Source organism: Pseudomonas sp. PDM27 (genome assembly GCF_019219205.1).
In the GTDB taxonomy this organism is placed as follows: domain Bacteria; phylum Pseudomonadota; class Gammaproteobacteria; order Pseudomonadales; family Pseudomonadaceae; genus Aquipseudomonas; species Aquipseudomonas laurylsulfatiphila.
Window position 1 is genome coordinate 130,104 of record NZ_JAHUWF010000006.1, and the last position, 24,409, is coordinate 154,512.

15 protein-coding genes are annotated in these 24,409 nt (G+C 59.8%); 10 read left to right on the plus strand and 5 right to left on the minus strand.

What is annotated here, in order from left to right; all coding sequences use genetic code 11:
* Positions 1-44: 44 nt before the first annotated feature.
* The 3 genes from ngg to mnmC all read right to left on the minus strand — a co-directional run bounded on the left by ngg (position 45) and on the right by mnmC (position 5,719).
* Positions 45-1,793: an N-acetylglutaminylglutamine synthetase gene (ngg, locus tag KW838_RS14685; RefSeq protein WP_218501425.1), complete on the minus strand. Its 1,749-nt coding sequence runs from the start codon at positions 1,791-1,793 to the stop codon at positions 45-47.
* Positions 1,794-1,796: 3 nt separating this feature from the next.
* Positions 1,797-3,569, minus strand: a complete 1,773-nt coding sequence (locus KW838_RS14690; protein ID WP_218501426.1) for an N-acetylglutaminylglutamine amidotransferase — start codon at positions 3,567-3,569, stop codon at positions 1,797-1,799.
* Positions 3,570-3,739: 170 nt separating this feature from the next.
* The gene (mnmC, locus tag KW838_RS14695) at positions 3,740-5,719 is read right to left on the minus strand and encodes a bifunctional tRNA (5-methylaminomethyl-2-thiouridine)(34)-methyltransferase MnmD/FAD-dependent 5-carboxymethylaminomethyl-2-thiouridine(34) oxidoreductase MnmC (RefSeq protein ID WP_218501427.1); all 1,980 of its coding nucleotides are present in this window, start codon (positions 5,717-5,719) and stop codon (positions 3,740-3,742) included.
* 185 nt (positions 5,720-5,904) lie between these two features.
* Between mnmC and pap the strand changes: the two genes are divergently transcribed.
* The 3 genes from pap to KW838_RS14710 all read left to right on the plus strand — a co-directional run bounded on the left by pap (position 5,905) and on the right by KW838_RS14710 (position 9,917).
* A complete protein-coding gene (gene pap / locus KW838_RS14700; RefSeq protein ID WP_218501428.1) occupies positions 5,905-7,428 on the plus strand; it encodes a polyphosphate:AMP phosphotransferase in 1,524 nt (507 codons plus the stop codon).
* A gap of 102 nt (positions 7,429-7,530) precedes the next feature.
* The gene (locus KW838_RS14705; protein WP_116580013.1) at positions 7,531-8,715 is read left to right on the plus strand and encodes a thiolase family protein; all 1,185 of its coding nucleotides are present in this window, start codon (positions 7,531-7,533) and stop codon (positions 8,713-8,715) included.
* A gap of 242 nt (positions 8,716-8,957) precedes the next feature.
* A complete protein-coding gene (locus tag KW838_RS14710; protein WP_218479638.1) occupies positions 8,958-9,917 on the plus strand; it encodes a DMT family transporter in 960 nt (319 codons plus the stop codon).
* A gap of 131 nt (positions 9,918-10,048) precedes the next feature.
* Here the strand turns inward: KW838_RS14710 and KW838_RS14715 are convergent, their stop codons facing one another.
* Positions 10,049-11,443 carry a class II fumarate hydratase gene (locus KW838_RS14715; RefSeq protein ID WP_095966336.1) on the minus strand — a complete coding sequence of 465 codons (1,395 nt, stop codon included), beginning with the start codon at positions 11,441-11,443 and terminating at the stop codon, positions 10,049-10,051.
* A gap of 191 nt (positions 11,444-11,634) precedes the next feature.
* Here KW838_RS14715 and KW838_RS14720 point away from each other — a divergent pair, with 191 nt between their 5' ends.
* The 5 genes from KW838_RS14720 to KW838_RS14740 all read left to right on the plus strand — a co-directional run bounded on the left by KW838_RS14720 (position 11,635) and on the right by KW838_RS14740 (position 16,037).
* Positions 11,635-12,159, plus strand: a complete 525-nt coding sequence (locus KW838_RS14720) for a DUF2059 domain-containing protein (RefSeq protein ID WP_093216221.1) — start codon at positions 11,635-11,637, stop codon at positions 12,157-12,159.
* 12 nt (positions 12,160-12,171) lie between these two features.
* Positions 12,172-12,471 (plus strand): BolA family transcriptional regulator, encoded by a 300-nt coding sequence (locus tag KW838_RS14725; protein ID WP_218501429.1) that lies wholly within the window; start codon positions 12,172-12,174, stop codon positions 12,469-12,471.
* A gap of 175 nt (positions 12,472-12,646) precedes the next feature.
* Positions 12,647-13,588 carry a rhodanese-related sulfurtransferase gene (locus KW838_RS14730; RefSeq protein ID WP_102702335.1) on the plus strand — a complete coding sequence of 314 codons (942 nt, stop codon included), beginning with the start codon at positions 12,647-12,649 and terminating at the stop codon, positions 13,586-13,588.
* Between the two features lie 3 nt (positions 13,589-13,591).
* Positions 13,592-14,227 (plus strand): DsbA family protein, encoded by a 636-nt coding sequence (locus KW838_RS14735; protein ID WP_218501430.1) that lies wholly within the window; start codon positions 13,592-13,594, stop codon positions 14,225-14,227.
* Positions 14,220-16,037: an ABC transporter ATP-binding protein gene (locus KW838_RS14740; RefSeq protein WP_102702337.1), complete on the plus strand. Its 1,818-nt coding sequence runs from the start codon at positions 14,220-14,222 to the stop codon at positions 16,035-16,037. Before KW838_RS14735 ends, KW838_RS14740 begins: the two co-directional genes overlap by 8 nt.
* A gap of 11 nt (positions 16,038-16,048) precedes the next feature.
* Here KW838_RS14740 and KW838_RS14745 read toward each other — a convergent pair whose 3' ends face one another.
* Positions 16,049-20,692, minus strand: a complete 4,644-nt coding sequence (locus tag KW838_RS14745) for a deaminase domain-containing protein (protein ID WP_218501431.1) — start codon at positions 20,690-20,692, stop codon at positions 16,049-16,051.
* Positions 20,693-20,995: 303 nt separating this feature from the next.
* Here KW838_RS14745 and KW838_RS14750 point away from each other — a divergent pair, with 303 nt between their 5' ends.
* Together KW838_RS14750 and KW838_RS14755 are read left to right on the plus strand one after the other, a co-directional pair.
* Positions 20,996-23,455 (plus strand): EAL domain-containing protein, encoded by a 2,460-nt coding sequence (locus tag KW838_RS14750; protein ID WP_102702338.1) that lies wholly within the window; start codon positions 20,996-20,998, stop codon positions 23,453-23,455.
* A gap of 76 nt (positions 23,456-23,531) precedes the next feature.
* The gene (locus KW838_RS14755) at positions 23,532-24,293 is read left to right on the plus strand and encodes a TenA family transcriptional regulator (RefSeq protein WP_256358846.1); all 762 of its coding nucleotides are present in this window, start codon (positions 23,532-23,534) and stop codon (positions 24,291-24,293) included.
* Positions 24,294-24,409: the final 116 nt, after the last annotated feature.

Genomic DNA, 24,409 nt, shown 5'->3' on the forward strand with positions numbered 1-24,409 from the left:
GGAGCGGGCTTGCCCGCGAAGGGGCCAGTCCAGGCAACGCATCGCTAAGAGACCGCCGGCTGGCTGTGGGGAAACAACAAATCGACAAACCGCTCCGCCGTCGGCTGCGGTTCGTGGTTGGCCAGCCCGGCCCGTTCGTTGGCTTCGATAAACACGTAGTCCGGCTGGTCAGCGGCGGACACCATCAGGTCGAGGCCGACCACGGGAATGTCCAGCGCCCGGGCGGCCCGTACAGCCGCATCCAGCAGCGTCGGATGCAGGATCGCCGTGACGTCCTCGAGAATGCCGCCGGTATGCAGATTCGCCGTACGTCGTACGAACAGATGCTCGCCGGCCGGCAGAATGCTGCCGTAGTCGTATCCGGCCGCCTGCAAGGTGCGAAGGGTTTCCGCGTCCATCGGGATCTTGCTTTCGCCACCCGTGGCCGCTTGACGGCGCCGGCTCTGGGCTTCGATCAACGCGCCGATGGAGTGCTGACCATCGCCGACCACTTCGGCCGGCCGGCGAATCGCGGCCGCGACCACTTCAAAACCGATCACCAGGATTCGCAGGTCGAGGCCTTGGTGGAAGCTTTCCAGCAGTACGCGGCTATCAAACTGGCGGGCCGCCTCGATGGCGTGCTGTACCTCTTCGATGGTCTGCAAGTCGACCGCCACGCCTTGGCCCTGTTCGCCGTCCAGCGGTTTGACCACCACGCGCCGGTGCTCATCAAGGAACGCCAGATTGTCATCGGCGTTGCCCGCCAGTTGCTGCACGGGCAGGTTCAACCCGGCAGCCTTGAGCACCTTGTGGGTCAGGCTCTTGTCCTGGCACAGGGTCATGCTGATGGCGCTGGTCAGGTCACTCAGGGATTCCCGGCAGCGTACCCGGCGCCCGCCATGGCTGAGGGTGAACATTCCGGCATCGGCGTCATCGACTTGTACATCGATGCCGCGACGGTGTGCTTCCTCGACGATGATCCGGGCGTACGGATTAAAGGCGGCTTCGGGGCCCGGCCCGAGAAACAGCGACTGGTTGATGCCGTTCTTGCGCTTGATGGCGAAGGTCGACAGGTTGCGAAAACCGAGCTTGGCGTACAGGCTTTTCGCCTGGCGGTTGTCGTGCAGCACGGACAGGTCGAGGTAAGCGAGACCGCGACTCATGAAGTGTTCGATCAGATGCCGCACCAGCACCTCGCCGACACCCGGCCGCGCACAATGCGGGTCGACCGCCAGGCACCAGAGACTGCTGCCGTGTTCCGGATCATTGAAGGCCTTTGCATGATTGAGGCCCATGACGCTGCCGATGACCGCGCCGCTGTCATCGTCTTCCGCCAGCCAGTACACCGGGCCGCCCAGGTGGCGCGCAGTGAGCAGGGTGGCATCGATCGGCAGCATGCCGCGCGCCTGATACAGCTGGTTGATGGCCTGCCAGTCGGCGTCGCTCTGCGCGCGTCGAATGCGAAATCCACGAAACACCCGGGTCGCCTGGCGGTAGTCGCTGAACCACAGGCGCAAGGTATCGGACGGGTCGAGGAACAGCTGCGCCGGCTCCAGCCCCAACACCTGCTGGGGCGCGGCGACGTACAGCGCGATGTCCCGCTCGCCGGGCTGCTCGTTGAGCAACTCCGCGGCGAGGCTCGCCGCATCGGCAAAGGTGTGGCCGATCAACAAGCGGCCCCAACCGCAATGCACGGCAATCGGCGCGGCGCCGAGTTCACTGCCATCCTCGGCCAGGCGTGCCTGCAAACGTTCGTAGGAAGGCGACTGGCCGCGCAACAGGCGTTGGCTGAAAGCCGTGGCGTGAGGTTTCATCGGTCAGATTCCTTGTTCGCTGAGCCACAGGTTGAGGGCCGCCAGTTGCCACAGCTTCGAGCCGCGCAACGGCGTCAATTGTCCCTGCGGATCGGTCAGCAGACGGTCGAGCATTGCCGGGTTGAACAGGCCGCGATCCTGGCTCGGATCGAGCAGCAACTCACGCACCCACTCCAGCGTATCGCCCTGCAAATGCTTGAGGCCCGGCACCGGGAAGTAACCTTTCTTGCGGTCGATCACTTCACTGGGAATCACTTGGCGCGCAGCTTCTTTCAAGACTTGCTTGCCGCCGTCCGGCAGTTTGAAACGCCCCGGAATCCGGGCCGACAGCTCCACCAGGCGGTAGTCGAGAAACGGCGTGCGCGCTTCCAGGCCCCAGGCCATGGTCATGTTGTCGACGCGTTTGACCGGGTCGTCCACCAGCATCACCGTGCTGTCCAGGCGCAAGGCCTTGTCCACCGCCGCATCGGCACCGGGTTGGGCGAAATGGGCTTTGACGAAGTCACCGGCGGCGTCATTGGCGGTCAGCCATTTTGGCTGCACGGTCGCCGCGTAGTCGTCGTAGCTGCGGTCGAAAAATGCGTCGCGGTACGCGGCATAGGGATCGCTCGCACCGTCCACTTGCGGATACCAGTGGTAGCCGGCGAACAGTTCGTCGGCACCCTGGCCGCTCTGGACGACCTTGCAGTGTTTGGCCACTTCGCGAGACAACAGGTAGAAGGCGATGCAGTCATGACTGACCATCGGTTCGCTCATGGCGCGGAACGCGGCGGGCAGTTGTTCGATGATCTCTTTTTCATCGATGCGCAATTGGTGATGCTGCGTGCCGTAGTGCCGGGCGATGAGGTCGGAGTACTGGAACTCGTCACCGCGTTCGCCGCCGGCATCCTGGAAGCCGATGGAGAAGGTCGACAGATTGTCCACGCCGACTTCCCGCAACAGGCCCACCAGCAGACTCGAGTCGACACCGCCGGACAGCAGCACGCCAACATCGACCGCCGCACGCTGACGAATCGCGACGGCTTCGCGGGTGCTGTCGAGCACCCGGTCGCGCCAGTCTTCGAGGGTCAGGTTTTTCTCGTCGTCGTGGGGGCCGTAGGCCAGGGTCCACCAGGTTTTTTGCTCGGTGCGACCATCGGCTTCGATTCGCATCCAGGTGGCTGGCGGCAGTTTTTCGATGCCTGCCAGCAACGTGCGCGGTGCCGGGACCACGGCGTGGAAATTCAGGTAGTGATTGAGCGCCACCGGATCGAGGACCGGATTGATGTCGCCGCCCTTGAGCAAGGCCGGCAGTGCTGAGGCAAAGCGCAAGCGCTGGCGGGTGCGCGACAGGTACAAGGGTTTTACGCCAAGACGGTCGCGGGCGATGAACAGGCGTTGGGCATCGCGCTCCCAGACGGCAAAGGCAAACATGCCGTTGAGTTTCGGCAGCAAGGCTTCGCCCCAGGCGTGATAGCCCTTGAGCAAGACTTCAGTGTCGCCACCGGAATAGAAGGTGTAACCCAGGCTTTCAAGCTCGGCGCGCAGTTCCGGGAAATTGTAGATAGCGCCGTTGAAGGCCAGGGACAGGCCCAATTGCGGGTCGATCATCGGCTGCGCCGAGCCGTCCGACAGGTCCATGATTTTCAGGCGCCGATGGCCCAGGGCAACCGGCCCCTGGCTATGAAATCCCCAGGCGTCGGGGCCGCGAGGGGCCAGGTGATGGGTGATTCGTTCAACGGCTGCAAGGTCTGCAGGTTGATGATCAAAACGTAACTCGCCAGCTAATCCGCACATAAATTCCTTACCGGTTTTTCCGTTGGGGAGGGTCAATCGATACCGCGCCAAAATGGCGGGTACTCAGAAACTGACCCGCCTCGGCAAGGGGAGTTTTATATCGATGAGTTATAAGCGGGCGAAGCCGGGGCCGAGAGCCGCTGTGCGGGCGCTCCCGACGGCGGTATCGGCTATTTGCCCCGGATCAGGCGCCGTAACGCAAACCGGTTGGGATGACAGGCTTCGGCCACGCTCCTGGGCAACGGCAGGGGCTCGTTGTCCAGCCAGGCGGCCAGCAGTTCTCCGGACAGCGGCGCGGTGATCAGGCCGCGCGAGCCGTGGCCGCTGTTGACGTACAAACCGTCGAGCCACGGGCATTCGACGTCCGGCACCTGCCGGGCGTCCTTGCCCAGCGCGGCATAGGCCTGAGCGAAGGCCTGGGTGTCGGCCAGTGGGCCGACGATTGGCAGGTAGTCGGGGCTGGTACAGCGAAACGCGGCGCGCCCCTGGAGGCTCTCGGGGTCGAGGCGGTCGATTTCCAGGCGTTCGACCAGATCGTGGGAAATCTCGTTGAGCATGGCCAGGTTGCCCAGGTGTTCAGCCGTGGTCGGCGTCAGGTCATCGCTGTTGAAATCGAAACTGGCCCCCAGGGTGTGTTCGCCCAAGCGTGCGGGAGCGACATAGCCTTCGGCGCACACCACCGTACTCAGGACCTGGCTTTGCGGCGTTTGCGCCAGGCGGGTGATTTGCCCGCGAATGCGTTTGAGCGGCAACCCGGCACTCTCGGGGAAACGCTGGATGTCCGCGGCACCGGCGAGGACCACCACGGGTGCGCAGGCCAGCAATTGCTCGCCGTTCCAGGCTTGCCACTGATCCCCGACCTTGCGCAGTTCCAGCGCATCACAATGCGTGAGCAGTTGAACCTGCGGGTGGCCGGCCTGCCACTGGCACAGCGCCGGTGGGTGGACCCAGCCGCCTTGCGGATAGAACAGGCCACCCTGTGCCAATCCGATCCCGGCCACGGCCTGGGCCCCGGATTGATCCAGCAGGTGCAACAGGTCCGGCGCAAACGCCGCCGCCAATTGCGCCTGGCGTTCGGCTTCCTTGGCATCGAAGGCCAGTTGCAACACGCCGCAATCGTCCCAGTCGCGGCCCCGTTGCAAGTGTTCGAGCAGTCGCCGGGTGTAACCGAATCCGCTGACGATCATTTGCGACAGCGCCGTGCCATGCGCCGATAACTTCAGGTAGAGCACGCCCTGCGGATTGCCCGACGCTTCCCGGGCGACGTCGTCGTGACGCTCCAGCAACGTCACGTGCCAGCCCCGTGCGGCCAGGCTGGCGGCGCTGGCACAACCGGCCAGCCCGGCACCGATCACCAGTGCCCGGCGCTCGCCGCTCGTTGGTGCAGGTCGGGCAAACCAGGGCTTGTCGGGCGCCGGGGCGGGTACGTCGTGGGGCCAGCCGAGGAACTCGCCGCGCAGGATTTCCCATTTGTGGCCGATGCCCGGGGTGCGTTTCATCTTGAAACCGGCGGCGTTGAGCAGGCGTCGCACCCAACCGGTGCTGGTGAAAGTGCTGATGGAGGCACCGGGCGCGGCCAGGCGCGCCAGTTCGGCAAACAGTTCGGCGGTCCACATGTCAGGGTTTTTCGCCGGAGCGAAACCGTCGAGGAACCAGGCGTCGATCCGGGCGTCGAGTTGGGGCAGTTGTTCCAGCGCGTCGCCGATCAGCAGGGTCAGGGTGACGCGGCCGTGGTCCAGCGTCAGGCGTTGAAAGCCCTGATGGATGGCTACGTACTGCTCAAGCAGTTGATCGGCAAACACCTTGAGTTCCGGCCACAGCGCCAGGGCACGTTGCAAGTCGGCCGGGCTCAACGGGTACTTTTCGACGCTGACAAAATGCAGTCGCGCACCGGCCACGGCGTGTTGCTCGAACACCTGCCAGGCGCACAGGAAATTCAACCCGGTGCCGAACCCCGTTTCACCGATGACCAGCCGACCGCCCTCGGGCAAGGCCGCAAAGCGTTCCGCCAAGCGGTTCTGTTCGATGAACACGTAGCGGGTTTCGTCCAGCCCCGATTTGTCGGAGAAATACACATCATCGAACACTCGCGAATACGGGCGACCTTGGTCGTCCCAGTCGAGTTGGGCGTGAGGCAATACAGGTTTCATGGCAGGCTCGGCAACGGCAAGGTCGCCATTCTAGCCGATCGCTAAAGGATCGCAGCCTTCGGCAGCTCCTACATGGGGCTGCGTAATCCTGTAGGAGCTGCCGAAGGCTGCGATCTTTTGATCCAGGCCGCATCGCTCGACATTAACTTCCGCTAGTCTTGCTCACATCTGGAAGGGAGCCATCCATGTTCGAATCTGCGGAAATCGATCACGCCATCGACAAAGAAACCTACGACGCCGAAGAACCGGCCCTGCGCGAAGCGTTGCTCGAAGCGCAGTTCGAGTTGCAGCAGCAACGCCGCTTTCCGGTGATCATTTTGATCAATGGCATCGAAGGTGCCGGCAAGGGCGAGACGATCAAGTTGCTCAACGAGTGGATGGACCCGCGTCTGATCGAGGTCCGCACCTTCGATCAGCAAACCGACGAAGAACTGGCGCGGCCACCGGCCTGGCGGTACTGGCGGATGCTCCCGGCCAAGGGCCGCATGGGGATTTTCTTCGGCAACTGGTACAGCCAGATGTTGCAGGGGCGGGTCCATGGCGAGTTCAAGGATCCGCGGCTGGACCAGGCGATCAATGGCGCCGAGCGCCTGGAAAAGATGCTCTGCGATGAAGGTGCGCTGATCTTCAAGTTCTGGTTTCACCTTTCCAAGAAGCAAATGAAGGCACGCCTCAAGGCGCTGGCCGACGACCCGTTGCACAGCTGGCGCATCAGCCCGCTGGACTGGCAGCAATCGGAAACCTACGACAGGTTCGTGAAGTATGGCGAGCGGGTGCTGCGCCGCACCAGTCGCGACTATGCACCCTGGCATGTGATCGCCGGGGCGGATGCCCATTATCGCAGTCTGGCCGTGGGGCGGATTCTGCTGGCGGGCCTGCAGGGCGCATTGCAGCGGCCGACGATCCACCCGGAAAAGGTCAGCGCCGCGCCAGTGTTCCCCAGTGTCGATCAAGTGAACCTGCTCGACAGCCTGGACCTGAGCCTGCACCTGGACAAGGAGGATTACGAAGAACAGCTGATCACCGAGCAGGCGCGCTTTTCCGGGTTGATGCGTGACAAACGCATGCGTCGCCATGCGCTGGTGACGGTGTTCGAGGGCAACGACGCGGCAGGCAAGGGCGGGGCGATTCGCCGGGTGGCGGCGGCGCTTGATCCACGCCAATACAGCATCGTGCCGATTGCCGCGCCCACCGAAGAGGAGCGGGCGCAACCCTATCTGTGGCGCTTCTGGCGGCACCTCCCGGCCCGGGGCAAGTTCACCGTGTTCGACCGCTCCTGGTATGGACGGGTGTTGGTGGAACGCATCGAAGGGTTTTGCAGCCCGGCAGACTGGCTGCGTGCCTACGGTGAAATCAACGACTTCGAAGAACAACTCACCGACGCCGGTGTGATCGTGGTCAAGTTCTGGCTGTCCATCGACAAACAGACGCAACTGGAGCGCTTTGAGGAGCGCGAAAAGATTTCCTTCAAGCGCTTCAAGATCACTGAAGATGACTGGCGCAACCGTGAAAAATGGGATGACTATCGCGCAGCGGTCGGCGACATGGTCGACCGTACCAGCACCGAGATTGCGCCATGGACCCTGGTGGAAGCCAACGACAAGCGCTGGGCGCGAGTCAAAGTCTTGCGCACCATCAATCGGGCACTGGAGGAGGCTTTTGAAAAATCCGACCGGCATGAGCGCAAGAAGCAGAAGGACAAGGATTGAGGCGATGGTTGCGCATACGCGGGGTGAATGATTGTCGCGGTCGGTGAAGGGCTGGACTTATGCTCGGTCCACTCTCAACCGACAACAACAATGAGGTATGCCATGCGTGAAGTGGTGATCGTCGACAGCGTGCGGACCGGCCTGGCCAAATCCTTTCGCGGCAAATTCAACATGACCCGCCCGGACGACATGGCGGCACACTGTGTCGATGCCCTGTTGGCGCGCACCGGTATCGATCCGGCAAGCGTCGAGGACTGCATCGTTGGCGCCGGTTCCAACGAAGGCGCCCAGGGTTTCAATATCGGGCGCAATGTCGCGGTGCTGTCGCGCCTGGGCATCGGCACGGCCGGCATGACCCTCAACCGCTTCTGTTCCTCGGGCTTGCAGGCGATCGCTATCGCCGCCAACCAGATCGCTTCGGGTTGCAGCGACATCATCGTCGCCGGTGGCGTCGAGTCCATCAGCCTGACCATGAAAAGCGTCAACACCGACAACCTGATCAACCCGCTGCTCAAGGAGCAGGTGCCGGGCATCTACTTTCCGATGGGCCAGACCGCTGAAATCGTTGCGCGTCGGTACAACGTCAGCCGCGAAGAGCAGGACCTGTACGCGCTGCAAAGCCAGCAGCGTACCGCCGAGGCTCAGGCCGCCGGGCTGTTCACTGATGAAATCGTGCCGATGGCGGTGAAGTACCGCGTCGAAGACAAGGCGACCGGCCAGGCACAGATCCTCGACGGCATCGTCGACCGCGATGACTGCAACCGCCCCGACACCACCCTGGAAAGCCTGGCCGGCTTGAAACCGGTGTTCGCCGAAGATGGCTCGGTCACGGCCGGCAACTCTTCGCAACTGTCGGACGGCGCGTCCATGACCCTGGTGATGAGCCTGGAAAAGGCACTGGAACTGGGGCTCAAGCCGAAAGCGTTCTTCCGCGGTTTTACCGTGGCCGGTTGCGCACCGGACGAGATGGGCATCGGCCCGGTGTTTTCGGTACCGAAACTGCTCAAGGCCAAGGGCTTGCAAGTTGCCGACATCGATCTGTGGGAACTCAACGAAGCGTTCGCTTCGCAATGCCTCTATAGCCGTAATCGCCTGGAAATCGACAACGCCCGGTACAACGTCAACGGCGGCTCGATTTCCATCGGCCACCCGTTCGGCATGACCGGTTCGCGTCAGGTCGGGCACCTTGTGCGTGAGTTACAGCGGCGCAATCTGCGGTACGGCATCGTCACCATGTGCGTGGGTGGCGGGATGGGGGCTACGGGGTTGTTTGAGGCGGTGAGGTAAACCCCGATATTCTCGTCGTCAGTTAGATAGCCATCGCGAGCAAGCTCGCTCCCACAGGTTTTGTGGCGCCCAAAGAACCTGTGGGAGCGAGCTTGCTCGCGATAGGCGCACCTCGGTCAAAAAACATCCCCGAAGATTACGACCCGCACAGTTTCATTCGCGGCCAGACCGAAACTGTCCCTGTGTACGCCACGGCTCTGCGCCTAGAATGACGGCTCCTGTCAGTTGGCTTCGGGGTTCACATGCACATTTCATCGGGTCGCTGGGTTTACGGTCTGTTCCTGGCCTTGCTGACCGCGTTGTTGTGGGGAATCCTGCCGATCAAGCTCAAGCAAGTGTTGCTGGTGATGGACCCGGTGACGGTGACCTGGTTTCGCCTGCTGGTGTCTGGCGGTTGCCTGTTCATTTACCTGGCGGCCACCAGGCGCCTGCCCAGCCGCAAAGTGCTCGGTCCTCGCGGTGGCTGGCTGGTGCTGATGGCCGTGCTCGGCCTGGTGGGCAACTATGTCTTGTATTTGATGGGCCTGAACCTGCTCAGCCCCGGCACCGCGCAACTGGTGGTGCAGATGGGGCCGATCATGCTGCTGATCGCCAGTCTGTTTGTGTTCAAGGAACGCTTCAGCCTGGGTCAGGGGATTGGCCTGCTGGTGCTGCTGATCGGCTTTGCACTGTTCTTCAACCAGCGCTTGAGTGAATTGCTCACGTCGCTGACCGACTACACCGCCGGCGTGCTGCTGGTACTGCTGGCGTCCACGGTCTGGACCTTCTATGCCCTGGGGCAGAAACAACTACTGACGGTGTGGAACTCGCTGCAGGTGATGATGGTGATCTACCTGTTTTGCGCGGCGCTGCTGACGCCCTGGGTGCATCCGCTCGAAGCGCTGCAATTGAACCCCTTGCAGGGGTGGTTGCTGCTGGCGTGCTGCCTCAACACCCTGATTGCCTATGGCGCGTTTGCCGAGGCCCTGGCCCACTGGGAAGCTTCCCGGGTCAGCGCGACGCTGGCCATCACGCCGTTGGTGACTTTTGCGGCGGTTGCCGTGGCGGCATGGCTGTGGCCCGACTATGTGCATGCCGAGACGATCAATGGGTTGGGTTATGGCGGTGCGGTGCTGGTGGTGCTGGGGTCGGCGCTGGTGGCGTTGGGGCCGTCGTTGATTGCCGGGCTCAAGGCGCGGAAGGTGCGGATGGCGGCCAGTTAGACCGCGTCATCGTTCATCGCAGGCAAGCCACGCTCCCACAGGTTTTGCGTCGTCCACAATGTTCATGGACGAATCGAAACCTGTGGGAGCGTGGCTTGCCCGCGATGACGGACTATCAGGCGCTACAGAATTCAGCCCTTGGCCCCAGCCTCCAGCATATTCTCCGGCCTTACCCAGGCATCGAACTCCTCATCGGTCAGGTACCCCAGCTGCAGCGCCGCCTCACGCAAGGTCAGCCCTTCGCTGTACGCCTTTTTGGCGATCTCCGCCGATTTGTCGTAGCCAATGTGCGGGTTCAGCGCCGTCACCAGCATCAGGCCACGTTCCAGGTGTTCAGCCATTTTTTCCGCATCCGGCTCCAGGCCGGCCACGCAATGCTGCTGGAAGTTACTGCAGCCATCACCGAGCAATCGAATCGATTGCAGCAGGTTATGGATGATCACCGGTTTGAACACGTTCAACTGCAAGTGGCCCTGACTGGCCGCAAAGCCGATGGCGACGTCGTTGCCCAGCACCTGGCAGGCCAGCATCGATAACGCTTCGCACTGGGTCGGGTTGACCTTGCCCGGCATGATCGAACTGCCCGGTTCATTGGCCGGCAGCCTGACTTCGGCGAAGCCGGCGCGCGGGCCGGAGCCCAGCAGGCGCAGGTCGTTGGCGATTTTCATCAGGGTCACGGCGAGGGTTTTCAGCGCGCCGGACAGCGTGGTCAGGGGCTCATGACCGGCCAGTGCAGCGAATTTGTTCGGCGCGGTGATGAACGGCAAACCGGAGAGGGCGGCCAGCTCGGCGGCGATGGCTTCACCGAATCCGTGGGGCGAATTCAGCCCGGTGCCGACCGCTGTGCCGCCCTGGGCCAGCTCGCAGACGGCGGGCAGTGCGCTGCGGATCGCCCGCTCGGCGTAATCGAGTTGCGCGATGAAGGCCGAGATTTCCTGACCGAAGCTGATCGGTGTCGCATCCATCATGTGGGTACGACCGGTCTTGACCAGCTTCATATGGCGAGCAGCCAGCTCGGCCAGGCCGCCGGACAGCTCGCTGATCGCCGGCAGCAAGTGCTGTTGCACCGCCTGGACGGCCGCGATGTGCATGGCGGTGGGGAAGCAGTCGTTGGAGCTCTGGGAGCGATTGACGTGATCGTTGGGGTGCACCGGGGACTTGCCGCCACGGGGGTTGCCGGCCAGTTCGTTGGCGCGACCGGCGATCACTTCGTTGACGTTCATGTTGCTCTGGGTGCCACTGCCGGTTTGCCAGACCACCAGCGGAAACTGGTCGTCGTGGTCGCCGGCGAGCACCTCGTCGGCGGCCTGTTCGATCAGACGGGCGATATCGGCGGGCAGGTCGCCGTTGCGATCATTGACCCGCGCCGCGGCTTTCTTGATCAGCGCCAGGGCATGCAACACCGCCAGCGGCATGCGTTCGTTGCCGATGGCGAAGTTGATCAGCGAGCGTTGCGTCTGAGCGCCCCAATAGGCTTCATCCGGGACTTCAACCTGGCCGAGGCTGTCGGTTTCGATACGGCTCATCTTGCTCACTCCTGTAGGTCCGATTGCGCAGTTTAGGCCGTGATCGCCGGCCGTGGTTCCATCAGTCTGAATTTGACCATTCAACCCCTCTAAATCAGGTGCGACAAGGCTTGGGGTTGAGCGACACACTTTTTTAGGCGCAGAATGGACGCCCTTGGGGTTTTACCTCGCCAGCTAGAAAAGGAAACTCGATGACTCGTCTTCGTGCCATCTGTACCGCCGTTGCTTTGGTCTGCGCCAGCGGCCAGGTTCTCGCCGACACCGCCAGCCATAACGCCAGTGCCGAGGCTTTCCTGACCATGGCGCACGCTGACAAACTGGGCACTCCGGTGTACATGCAAGTACAGCAGATGTTTGCCCAGCGTTTCGAACAGACCAAAGCCCCTGAATCGAAAAAAGCCGTATTGGAAACCTACCAGGCCAAGGCTAACGCCGCTCTGGACCAGGCCATCGGCTGGAACAAGCTGAAGCCGGACATGGTCAAGCTGTACACCAGCAACTTCAGCGAATCCGAACTCAAGGACCTGGTTGCGTTCTACCAGTCGCCACTGGGCAAGAAAGTCCTGGAAAAAATGCCCCAGCTGACCCAGCAATCGGCCCAGATGACCCAGGCCAAGCTGGAAAGCGCGGTGCCGGTGGTCAACAAGCTGCTGGCCGACATGACCGCCGAGCTGACCCCGAAAGACGCGGCTGCACCCGCCAAGAAAAAGCCTTAAGCGGAGTTCGGTATGACCATGCAACAACGCATCGAATCGACGCTGGCCCTGCTTCAGCCCGAGCATCTGCAAGTGCTGGATGAGAGCCACATGCACAGCCGTGGGCTGCAAACCCATTTCAAGGCCGTGGTGGTCAGTACGCAGTTCGAAGGCCTGAACCGGGTCAAGCGTCACCAGAAAGTCTACGGCACGCTCGGCGAACTGATGGGCGAGTTCCATGCGTTGGCGCTGCATACCTACACGCCAGAGGAATGGGCGCAGATCGACGCGGCTCCGGCCTCGCCGACCTGTGCGGGCGGAGAAAAGCAGTAAAAACAGCGGCAAGCTGCAAGCCGCAAGATTGACACGATCTGATTTTATCTTGCGGCTTGAAGCTTACCGCTTGAAGCTGTCTTTTTGTTAGAATGCCCAACGCGCCGCTCACCCGGCGCGTTTTTTTTCGCATCCGGTTCACCCCTTACGAGGGTAGCCACCTGGAGATTTACCCATGACACAACAGATTGTCGTGGCGGCACTGTATAAGTTCGTCACCCTGGAAGATTACGTCGCCCTGCGCGAGCCCCTGCTGCAAGCGATGGTCGATAACGGCATCAAAGGCACCCTGCTGATTGCCGAAGAAGGGATCAACGGCACCGTGTCCGGCAGCCGCGAAGGCATCGACGGGTTGATGGCCTGGCTCAAGAACGACCCGCGCATGGACGACATCGACCATAAAGAGTCGTACTGCGACGAGCAGCCGTTCTACCGCACCAAAGTCAAACTCAAGAAAGAAATCGTCACCCTTGGCGTGGAAGGCGTGGACCCGAACAAAAAGGTCGGTACCTACGTCGACCCGCAGGACTGGAACGCGCTGATCAGCGACCCGGAAGTGCTGTTGATCGACACCCGTAACGATTACGAAGTCTCGATTGGCACCTTCGAAGGCGCCATCGACCCGAAAACCACCAGTTTTCGCGAATTTCCAGACTACATCAAAGCCAACTTCGACCCGGCCGTGCACAAGAAGGTCGCGATGTTCTGCACCGGTGGCATTCGCTGCGAGAAGGCGTCGAGCTACATGCTCAGCGAGGGCTTCGGTGAGGTCTACCACCTCAAGGGCGGCATCCTGAAGTACCTCGAAGAGGTGCCGCAGGAAGAAACCAAGTGGCAGGGCGACTGCTTCGTGTTCGACAACCGCGTGACCGTGCGTCACGACCTGAGCGAAGGTGACTACGATCAATGTCATGCCTGCCGCACACCGGTCAGCATCGAAGACCGCACGTCCGAGCATTACGTGGCCGGCATCAGTTGCCCGCATTGCTGGGATAAGCTGAGTGAGAAGACCCGTCGCAGCGCCATCGACCGGCAGAAGCAGATCGAACTGGCCAAGGCTCGTAACCAGCCTCACCCGATCGGCTACAACTACAAGCAAGCATCCACCGAGGCCTGAACCATGTCTGCGCGCCTGCTCTATGTGATGGACCCGATGTGTTCCTGGTGCTGGGGGTTTGCCCCGGTGGCCAAGGCACTGGTCGAGCAGGCGCAAGCCGCGGGTGTGGATGTGCATCTGATCGTGGGTGGTTTGCGCACCGGTAGCGGTGCGGCGCTGGAGCCGACCACCCGACGCTATATTTTTGAGCATTGGCAGGCGGTCACCGAGGCCACCGGCCAGCCGTTCAAGCTTGAAGGCGCGCTGCCCGACGGTTTTGTCTACGATACCGAGCCTGCCTGCCGGGCCTTGGTGACGGCGCGCAGCCTGGCACCGGATTGCGCGTTGAAACTGCTCGGGCTGATTCAGCACGCATTTTATGCCGAAGGCCGTGATGTCACCCAGGCCAGCGTGTTGGTCGAGTTGGCGGAACAGGCCGGTCTGCCGCGCATCGAGTTCGCCGGCGCTTTCGATCGGGCTGACATGCACGCCGCCACCGCCGCCGATTTCACCTGGGTCCAGGACCTGGGCATCGCCGGTTTTCCTACATTGCTCGCTGAACGCAATGGTCAATTGGCATTGCTGACCAACGGCTATCAGCCTCTGAGTGTGCTGTCCCCGCTGCTCGGCCGCTGGCTGGAGCGCGCTGCCTGTGCATGACCTGCCCGATGACGTCGCCACCGCCAAACGTGTCGACCGTCTGAGCTGGGCGGAAATCCGTCGCCTGGCCCTGCATCACAAGAAATCCCTGTGGATCGCCAACGGCGTGGCCGTGCTGGCGACCTTGTGCAGCGTGCCGATTCCCTTGCTCCTGCCGTTGCTGGTGGACGAGGTGTTGCTGGGGCACGGTGACGCCGCGCTCAAGATCATGAACCACGCGCTGCCCGAAGGCTGGCAAAAAGCGGCGGGCTACATCGGCCTGATGCTGCTGGTGACCTTGACCCTGAGGTGTACGGCGTTGCTGTTCAACGTGGTGCAGGCGAAATTGTTCGCCGGGTTGGCCAAGGACATCGTCTACCGCATTCGCATACGCCTGATCGAACGGCTCAAGCGTATCTCGCTGGGTGAATACGAAAGCCTGGGCAGCGGCACGGTGACCACGCATCTGGTCACCGACCTGGACACGCTGGACAAATTCGTCGGTGAAACCCTCAGCCGTTTCCTCGTGGCCATGCTGACCCTGGTCGGTACGGCGGGCATTCTGATGTGGATGCACTGGAAACTGGCTTTGCTGATCCTGCTGTTCAACCCGCTGGTGATCTACGCCACGGTGCAGTTGGGCAAACGGGTCAAGCACCTGAAGAAACTCGAGAACGACAGCACTTCGCGCTTTACCCAGGCGCTGACCGAAACCCTGGATGCCATCCAGGAAGTTCGCGCCGGCAACCGTCAGGGGTTCTTCCTCGGTCGCTTGGGGCAACGCGCCCGTGACGTGCGCGACTATGCGGTGAATTCGCAATGGAAAACCGATGCTTCGAACCGGGCCAGCGGTTTGTTGTTCCAGTTCGGCATCGATATTTTCCGCGCCGCGGCCATGCTCACGGTGTTGTTCTCCGACCTGTCCATCGGCCAGATGCTCGCGGTGTTCAGCTACCTGTGGTTCATGATCGGTCCGGTCGAACAGCTGCTGAACCTGCAATATGCCTACTACGCTGCCGGCGGTGCGCTGTCGCGGATCAACGAGCTGCTGTCGCGCGCTGATGAGCCTGAATACCCGGGCGGCGTCGACCCGTTCATCGGGCGCGAGACGGTCGGGCTGGAAGTACAAGGGTTGAGCTTCGGCTACGGCGATGAACTGGTCCTGAACCAGATGAACCTGTCCATCGCCCCCGGCGAGAAGGTCGCGATCGTCGGCGCCAGTGGTGGGGGCAAGAGTACGCTGGTGCAACTGCTGCTGGGCTTGTACACGCCGTTGGCCGGAACCATTCGCTTCGGCGGTTCGACCCAGCAGGAGATCGGCCTGGAAACCGTGCGGGAAAATGTTGCCGTGGTCCTGCAGCATCCGGCGCTGTTCAACGACACCATCCGGGCCAACCTGACCATGGGCCGTGAGCGCAGTGACGAGGCTTGCTGGCATGCACTGGAAATCGCCCAATTGCACGGCACGGTGCGGGATTTGCCCAATGGCCTGGACAGCGTCGTCGGGCGCTCCGGCGTGCGTCTGTCCGGCGGACAGCGCCAACGCCTGGCCATCGCCCGGATGGTGCTGGCCGAGCCCAAGGTGGTGATCCTCGACGAAGCCACCTCTGCACTGGATGCTGCCACCGAATACAACCTGCACCAGGCCCTGGCGCGGTTTCTGAGCAACCGCACCACGTTGATCATTGCCCACCGCCTTTCGGCGGTGAAACAGGCTGATCGAGTGCTGGTGTTCGACGGCGGGCAAGTTGCCGAAGACGGCGACCACCAGCAGCTGATTGCCGATGGTGGCCTGTATGCCAAGCTGTATGGGCATCTGCAGCGGCACTGACCGGCAAGCAATTACTTCCAGATCACGTCCAGTGCATTGGCGCTGCCGTCATAGCCGAACTGCTTGATCACGACCGAGCACGATTCGCATGGCTTCAGCGTGGTGGCGATCGTGATGGAGTCCAGATCCTTGGGATTCGGGTATTTGCCGCGGATGACACTGATTAGTTTGCTTTCGGTGTCCAGTGAGGTGGGGCGAGAGGTGAGCGCAGGCGTGTAGGTTTCAATGTCATTGATGGTGCGCGGGATCGCCTGCAGTTTGCCTTGGGGCGTTACATCAAGTGCGGTCTTCGGGAAGCGGACTTCATGATCGATATTGAAGTAGCTGGTGCTGCCGACTTTGACCTCATTCGTCTGTCTGTTTTTGGCAAACAATGGCAGGAAGCCCGTATCACCCTGGTTACCGGAAACGCTGACATACACCTCGCGCACCCCGGCTTTTGTCTTGATTTCGGCGAACGCGATGTTCCGGGGTGTGTGCAGGGGGCGTCGTGTTTTCTGGCGGATGAGGCGTTGCAGGCGCATCATCGTGTCATCGATTTTTAATGCCTTGGGCCCCGCCTGCGCCGACGATGCGACGGTGATGACGTTTCTTTCGAACAGGTTGTTGAAAATTTCCGCAGTCGTTTCACGTGCGCTGTCGGGGGCAGCCTTGGACAGCGACCAGGTTGCGGCACCGTCGGTGGAAAACCGAATGATCATTCGTGTGGAATGATCGAATAAAGCCGCTTCGCCCGGGCTGGTATCAACCTTGAGCCATTTGAGTGTTTCAGGCGGATTGGTATGGCCACCGATCGGGATGGCAATCTCATCCATCGCTTTCAGTGCTCGCTCTACCAACGCCTGGCCATGGATTCTGACCATGTTGTTGGCATTCAGAGAGCCGGTGTACACCACCAATAACTCGTTTTTCAGTTCATCGGATAGGGTGTCGGCTTTCTTGAACGTCAGGAGGTCATGCACGCCATGTCCAGGCGCGCGCTCGGCGAAGTAAAAGTCCCCGGCGTTCAACCGCGTGAATACGTAGTGTTTTGAACCGTCCGCCGCTTCGACAATGATACTGCCGACGTGGAAGTTATCGGCGAGTTCTTCTCCCGGAACGGGGACACTGACCATGACCCGCCCATAAATACCCTTTTGAAATTCCATTGTGCCCTGAAGGGTTGAGTGGGTGCGGATCGCGCTCACTTGCATTGCAGCTCTGTTGGTCGCGGGGATGTAAGTCATATCCCCGAACCAGGGCGCCCAACCCTTGGCAGTATCAAAACTGCCGATGTCGGGTGTGGGGGCAGGGGAGCGAAGGACATAGCTGGTTTTACACGGCGCGGAACCGGGTATGCGACGGATCCTGCAAGGAGCCGCCTTGTAGCTGTCCTTCAGGTCCATCAAGTCGGCGCGGCGTAACACATCGTCCTTCAGTCGGTAAGGTTGGTCGTCAATGAAGAGCGTCGTCCGGCCATCGACTTCAAGCACTTCGCGCACGCTGCTTTTGTCAGCCAGCTCGACAATGACATTGTCTTTGGTTTTTTCCAGGGGGCTGTAGTGGGATCGCCCCAATGAGAACTCACTCGAACGGCTGCGTAGCAAGGGGCCATAGGGCTTGGACGACAATGGATCGACCAGGTAATACTGCGCCTTGCCTGAGGACGACAGATTACGTACGGGTACATCGTCCAGACCTCTCAGGGACGCTAACTGGTCGCCGTTGACCAAAGGCTTCCAGCGGCCCGCACCAGTGACCTGCGGCAGGCTGCGGGAGAAATTATAGTGACCCGCTCTGCCCGCCAATTCCTTGATGCTGAAAATACCGGATCTGCCGATTTTCAGTCCTTTTGATCCCAATGCCTTGAGCAGCGCTCCGATGCCGTCAAGCGGGTTCAGTGCCTGCAAGCTCAAAATCAAAAACTCCTTGGTCAGCAATTTAAATGCTGGAAGTCTGGCGCGTAAGGTCAGTTGGCCGGCATTGCTGACTAGTTTTGTCGAGCCCGAAGCAAACTTGCCGATCGGTTGTGCGAATGACAACAGGTCGATGAATACTCCGAACACTCCATTGATAAGGCGTGTCTTTTCGCCTGAGGCCAGATCTTCGATACTTTTCCAGAATGGCACGAAGATTTTGATAACTTCGAGGACTTCATCTTTCTCGGCTTTTTCGCGCTCAAACGCAGTCTGCCCGGCACAGTCCTTGTAGAGCTGTTTGGGGTCTACAAACGGTAGCAGGCTGGCAATGAAATGACTGATTTCCAGGCAACGGGGTGAGGAAAGTGTCAGTGGCGCACTGTTTACGGTTTGCACATCGTTGGAAGGTGCGGTGAACGTATCACCTAGCTGTTCGATGATTGCCTCACAGACCGCTCCCGCGTTGGGTGCGCGCCCGATCGAATGAGCATCCCAGTCAAAGGGTAATGTCTGGTTGCGCAACACCGAAACTGAAACGGTCCCTCTGTTCATTCGCCACGTCTCGGTTTTTTGGGCACCCCCGAATTGCTTCGACTCGGGGTTTTCGACGCGGCGTATCAGCCCTGCTCGGGGTAGCAGTTCGTAAGTTCTTGTTTCCTTGGCGTAGGTCGTCTGCAAAATCAGGCCGTTACGGGCTCGTAGTGGCAGGATTATTTCAGGTGTTTCGTTTTGGGCTTCTACACCGCTGGTTTCCTTTCTCAGGCTATGGATTTTGAGTTCACCCCATTCAATGGCCTGACGATCGTCGAATGGGAGTGAAGCCAGTTGACTGCGAATCAGCGTTTGGTAAGCCGTTGTCTGTCGTTCAAGATAATCCAGGAAGCCGTGATAGAACATCGATTTGACTTCTGGCAGGATGCCAATTACCGCCGGTATCCCTGATGCTTCCCAGTAAAAGGGCGACGCTACCTTTCGGTTACTGTCGATCCTGAAATAGTATTGACTGACGGCGCCATCAGCCTGCGTGTAATACCATCGTGTCTGCTCATCGAATTCATTTGAGGCGAGGATGTCGATGAGCGAATAGTGATCGTACTCCTTGCCACGGAGGGTCGGAACGCTATTCCATCGGATGGTTTCGCGTTCTTTCCTCGCCAGCTTCCTGTTCTGCGCGACAAAGCGTTTTCCAAAGAACTTTTCCGCTACGGTTTTCGCCATTGATAGTCGGTTTGGCGGGGTTTCGTTGATTCGGGTGATGGCAGTGCCGAGCGCATTGGTGTGTTTATCCAGCTCCGATAGCGCCAGTTCGATTTCGGGCTCTGTGTAATCCTCATGACGCTTAGGCAGGATGATGCCTTGGGTCACTGCCCAGTCCAGTGTCGGCAGCAGCCTTGCCAGACTGATTTCTTTCAGTTGCTCGTCTGTCGCTCCCTCGGCCCGATCGAGGGCCAGGTTAACCAATTGCTGAAAGGTCATTCTGCACAACGCTCCGGGGTCGGTAGCGTTTATCAGGTTCACGCCATTCAGGAAATTCACCCAAACAAGGGAGCTCCGGTATGGAAGCGCGGTCGGAATATCGGGGACACGGAACTCGACCGGAAACCGGTGCAGAAACAATCGGGCCATAACAATCGCTTCTTTTTCCGATGCGGCCCGTTTTGACGAGAGTAGATGGGTCTCGAATTCGCTTCTGATGGCCTGATAACTTTTGCCCCAGTGTGAACGCGCCAGCCAATCGAAACCGGCAATTTCTTCCGGGTTTCGGCTCGGTGACTCAAACCAGAATTGCAATGCGTTGGCTATGACTTTGATGCGGATGTGCGGCGACGTTTCTTCACCAGGTGCTCCTCCATACCAATTCAAAGTCGACAGCAAGCCGGTTGCCAGTTTCTCGGCTTTAGGGTTTTGCAGGATCTTTTCAAGAAAAACGGTAGGAGTGGCGCGGATTTGTTCAACGGTAGCCGACATAAGAATGTCATTGGCCAGATGGGTGAATGGAGAAATGCCGGCCTCGGGCACAAACGTTCTTATCGTTTCGATCGTTTCCGCACCGATGATCTGCTCTTGTACTTTTTGCATAGTGACACTGGAGGGATCGGATGAAGCTGCCCTGACAACTTTGAAAAATTTGCGATCCTTTTCACTGGGAGGGCGCTTCAAGTCGACAATGTTGAAGTCGTCTTCCAGTTTCAGACGATAGCTTGCGATTTTTTCCTCAAGGGCATTGATGGCAGCTTGGTGTTCAGCCGAATTGGTCGGATCCCAGGGGGCAAGGCCGTAAAAAGTGGCCATTCTTGGCAGACTGATATGGCGGTCGTAACGGATCTGTCCACCCAGCAACTCGGTCGCCTTTTCGATCCGTGCTTTAGGTTCTGACCATTTTTCAGATCCGGTTAATTTCAGAACTACCTTGTTCTGGTCATCGCGATTCGACGTCTCGTAGACGTAGGTTCTGTCTTTTGCAGTGACAATCAAATAATGAGGGGACACGTTTTTACTTTTACACAGTGCTTGGTACTTGCTGTCTTTCATCAAGTCTTGCAAAGCGGTTTGACCGGCTTCATTTACTTGATCCAGGGGAGAGCGCGTGCAGGGTCTGAGCAGTGTTTGCGCGAAATGAGACATAGAGCTGACTTCTGCGCGCAGGAAAGACAGCAATAATTCATAGTCATCCAGTTGGCCCTGATAGATCTGCGAAGTGGTCGGGGCTGAATTTGAAGTTTCAGCTGATGTGCTAGTCGAAGTGGGAGTTTGCATAAGCCTGCTTCTCTTTTCGTTGCGTCGGTTGGTGGGCGCTCGATTGAACGAGCATTGGCGTTTCGCCACCGATTACAACGGTTCATGGCAAGGGCTGTGCGGTACATAGATAATGCAGCGTTTCTGAAGAAGTCGATTTCTGTTCGAGGTCTATGGCAGCGCTGGTACGGTGCTGGCGTTACTGCAAGAGCGCTGCTCACGGTGGGCGGCAGTTCTTACTTGCCGGGATCACGAATGCCCCCTAGTCTGGCTAAAGCGATTACGTCCGGAAGACGAGCAAGCAGTGCTAATGCAAGGGACCTCATGAATCAAACGCGGACTCTCGGAACGCCACGGTTGTTGGGCATTGTCTGGCCATTTATCGCCGTTGTGTTGTTTCAAGCCTTGCTGGGCGGCGTTAGCCTTTATGTGCTGTCGGCCGTTCGCGGCTATGTTGCCGGCGAAAGCCTTTGGTCCAAGGGCCAGAAAGATGCCATCTATTACCTCAACCTTTACGCCGACAGCGGCGACGAAGGGATATTTGAAAAGTACCAGAACGCCATTTCCGTGCCTCAGGGCGGGCATGAATTGCGTGTGGCGCTGGATCAGCATCCGCCGAACATCGAAGCGGCGCGTGTGGCGATTCTCAAGGGGGGCAACCACCCGGACGACGTTTCCAGCCTGATCTGGCTGTACCTCAACTTTCGTCACTTCAGTTACCTCGAAAAAGCCATCGACCTGTGGACCGTGGGTGATGCCTATCTGGCCAAGCTCGATGACGTTGCCAGGGACATGCATCAGCACATCAATACCAGCCCTGCCTCTGTTGCGGATATCCAGCGCTGGAAGGCGCAGATCTTCGCGATCAATGATGAAGTGACTCCGGCGGCGAAAGCCTTCAGTGATGCACTGGGGGAAGGGTCGCGGGTCATTCTTCGTCTGCTGCTGCTGACTAACCTCGCCACCGCGCTTGGATTGATTGCACTGGCGCTGATGCGCACCCGCAAGCTGCTCAAGCAGCGTCATGCCTTCGCCGATGCGCTGCAACTGGAGAAAGAACGGGCGCAGATCACCCTGCAATCGATTGGCGACGGCGTGATCACCACGGATGTTTCCGGTGCGATTGCCTACATGAATCCGGCGGCCGAGGCGTTGACCCACTGGAAGGCCGAGCAGGCGACAGGCTTGCCGCTGGCAGCGCTGTTCAACCTGCTGGACGAAGAGGCCCAGACCGATGGCTTCACCCTTATCGAGCATATACTCAGCGGCCAGCTCAGTGGCGGCAGCGAGCACTCCAGGCTGATTCAACGCCTGGACGGCAGCACGGTGTCGGTCACACTGGTGGGCGCGCCCATCCGCAATGCCGGCAAAGTCAGCGGGACGGTGCTGGTGCTGCATGACATGACCCAGGAGCGGCAATACATTGCCAATCTGTCATGGCAGGCGACCCACGATGCCTTGACCGGACTCGCCAACCGCCGTGAATTCGAATATCGCCTGGAACAGGCGCTGCACAACCTGACCCGCTACTCGGGGCGCCACGCCCTGATGTTCCTCGACCTGGATCAGTTCAAACTGGTCAACGACACCTGCGGCCATGCGGCGGGCGACGAACTGTTGCGGCATATCTGCGCCTTGCTGCAATCGGGGTTGCGCGAAGGCGATACCCTGGCGCGCCTTGGCGGCGACGAGTTTGGCATCCTGCTGGAAAACTGCGCGCCGGAAGCGGCGGAGAAAATTGCCGAGAGCCTGCGCCAGACTGTGCAGAATCTGCATTTTGTCTGGAAGGGCCGACCTTTCGTCACCACTGTCAGTATCGGGCTGGTGCATGTCGCGCAGAATCCGACCACGCTCGAAGTCTCGCTGCGGGCTGCTGACATGGCGTGCTATATGGCCAAGGAAAAGGGTCGCAACCGCGTCCAGGTCTATCATCCGGATGACTCGGAACTGTCCCTGCGTTTCGGTGAAATGGCCTGGGTGCAACGTTTGCACATGGCGCTGGAGGAAGACCGCTTCTGCCTGTACGCCCAGGAAATCGTCCCCTTGGGCCATGTCGAGCAGGATGGCGGGCATATTGAAATTCTGCTGCGATTGCATGATGAAGCGGGGCGGATGATCTTGCCCGACAGCTTCATTCCGGCTGCCGAGCGTTATGGCCTGATGAGCTCGCTTGATCGTTGGGTGGTGCAGAACGTGTTCAAGATCATTGCCCAATGCCGGGCCGAGCAAGGCCCCGGTCCGCTGGCCATGTGTGCGATAAATCTGTCAGGCACGACGATCGGGGATGAGGCGTTCCTGGACTTCTTGCGCGAACAGTTTGTGACGCATTCGATTCCGCCTGAAATGATTTGTTTTGAAATTACTGAGACCAGTGCCATTTCGAATCTTGGCAGCGCTATCAGATTCATTAATGAACTCAAAGGCTTAGGATGCCATTTTTCACTGGACGATTTTTGTGCCGGAATGTCCTCATTCGCGTACCTGAAACATTTGCCTGTAGACTTCCTGAAGATCGACGGGAGTTTCGTAAAGGATATGCTGGACGACCCGATTAACCGCGCCATGGTCGAAGTGATCAATCACATCGGCCATGTCATGGGTAAGCGCACGATTGCCGAGTTTGTCGAAACACCCCAGATCGAGCAGGCATTGCTGGAGATCGGGGTGGATTACGCTCAAGGGTATGTGATTGAACGCCCGCATCTGTTTACCAGCGATAGCTTGTTGAGTCGTCCTGCCAGGCCCCAACCGATGTTGTTCAAGGCCCCGGGCACGTTCCGTTGAAATTCCTGCCGGTCTTACAATCACAATCAAAAGGAGCTCGACAGTGATCGACACATTCAACCGAACCGGACCGCTCATGGAAGCTGCAAGTTACCCTGCCTGGGCCCAGCGCCTGATTCAGGATTGCAGCGAGAGCAAGCGCCGGGTTGTCGAACACGAACTGTACCAACGCATGCGAGACAACAAACTCAGTGCGAAGACCATGCGCCAATACCTGATCGGTGGCTGGCCGGTGGTCGAACAGTTCGCGTTGTATATGGCACAAAACCTGACCAAGACCCGTTTTGCCCGTCATCCCGGCGAAGACATGGCCCGTCGTTGGCTGATGCGCAACATCCGCGTCGAATTGAACCACGCCGATTACTGGGTGCACTGGAGTCGCGCGCACGGTGTCAGCCTGGAGGACCTGCAGGCACAGCAGGTTGCACCGGAGCTTCACGCGTTGAGCCATTGGTGCTGGCACACCAGTTCAGCCGACTCGCTGATCGTCGGGATTGCCGCCACCAACTACGCCATCGAAGGAGCGACCGGGGAATGGTCGGCGGTCGTGTGTTCCAACGGTATCTACGCCGCCTCGTTCCCCGAGGAGGATCGCAAGCGGGCGATGAAGTGGCTGAAGATGCATGCCCAGTACGACGATGCCCATCCGTGGGAAGCCCTGGAAATCATCTGCACATTGGCGGGCACCAACCCGAGCAAATCCCTGCAGGTGGAATTGCGCCAGGCTGTTTGCAAGAGCTACGACTATATGTACCTGTTTCTCGAGCGTTGCATGCAATTGGAGCACGCAGAGCGGGCGCCGGTCGTTCGTGAGCGAATGGCATTGGCCGAAGGCTGATTCAAAGTCTGCTTGAAAAAACTGTGGGAGCGAGCCTGCTCGCGAATGCGGACTGTCAGTCAACATCATTGTTGAAGGTCAGATCCCATTCGCGAGCAGGCTCGCTCCCACATTGG

What these genes read in the sequence shown, in the direction of transcription:
- KW838_RS14720 (WP_093216221.1), top strand. Translation starts at nt 11,635, where the DNA reads ATGACTCGTCTTCGTGCCATCTGTACCGCCGTTGCTTTGGTCTGCGCC.
- KW838_RS14755 (WP_256358846.1), top strand. Translation starts at nt 23,532, where the DNA reads ATGGAAGCTGCAAGTTACCCTGCCTGGGCCCAGCGCCTGATTCAGGAT.
- KW838_RS14730 (WP_102702335.1), top strand. Translation starts at nt 12,647, where the DNA reads ATGACACAACAGATTGTCGTGGCGGCACTGTATAAGTTCGTCACCCTG.
- KW838_RS14710 (WP_218479638.1), top strand. Translation starts at nt 8,958, where the DNA reads ATGCACATTTCATCGGGTCGCTGGGTTTACGGTCTGTTCCTGGCCTTG.
- KW838_RS14745 (WP_218501431.1), bottom strand. Translation starts at nt 20,692, where the DNA reads ATGCAAACTCCCACTTCGACTAGCACATCAGCTGAAACTTCAAATTCA.
- KW838_RS14735 (WP_218501430.1), top strand. Translation starts at nt 13,592, where the DNA reads ATGTCTGCGCGCCTGCTCTATGTGATGGACCCGATGTGTTCCTGGTGC.
- KW838_RS14690 (WP_218501426.1), bottom strand. Translation starts at nt 3,569, where the DNA reads ATGTGCGGATTAGCTGGCGAGTTACGTTTTGATCATCAACCTGCAGAC.
- KW838_RS14715 (WP_095966336.1), bottom strand. Translation starts at nt 11,443, where the DNA reads ATGAGCCGTATCGAAACCGACAGCCTCGGCCAGGTTGAAGTCCCGGAT.
- KW838_RS14705 (WP_116580013.1), top strand. Translation starts at nt 7,531, where the DNA reads ATGCGTGAAGTGGTGATCGTCGACAGCGTGCGGACCGGCCTGGCCAAA.
- ngg (WP_218501425.1), bottom strand. Translation starts at nt 1,793, where the DNA reads ATGAAACCTCACGCCACGGCTTTCAGCCAACGCCTGTTGCGCGGCCAG.
- mnmC (WP_218501427.1), bottom strand. Translation starts at nt 5,719, where the DNA reads ATGAAACCTGTATTGCCTCACGCCCAACTCGACTGGGACGACCAAGGT.
- pap (WP_218501428.1), top strand. Translation starts at nt 5,905, where the DNA reads ATGTTCGAATCTGCGGAAATCGATCACGCCATCGACAAAGAAACCTAC.
- KW838_RS14750 (WP_102702338.1), top strand. Translation starts at nt 20,996, where the DNA reads ATGAATCAAACGCGGACTCTCGGAACGCCACGGTTGTTGGGCATTGTC.
- KW838_RS14725 (WP_218501429.1), top strand. Translation starts at nt 12,172, where the DNA reads ATGACCATGCAACAACGCATCGAATCGACGCTGGCCCTGCTTCAGCCC.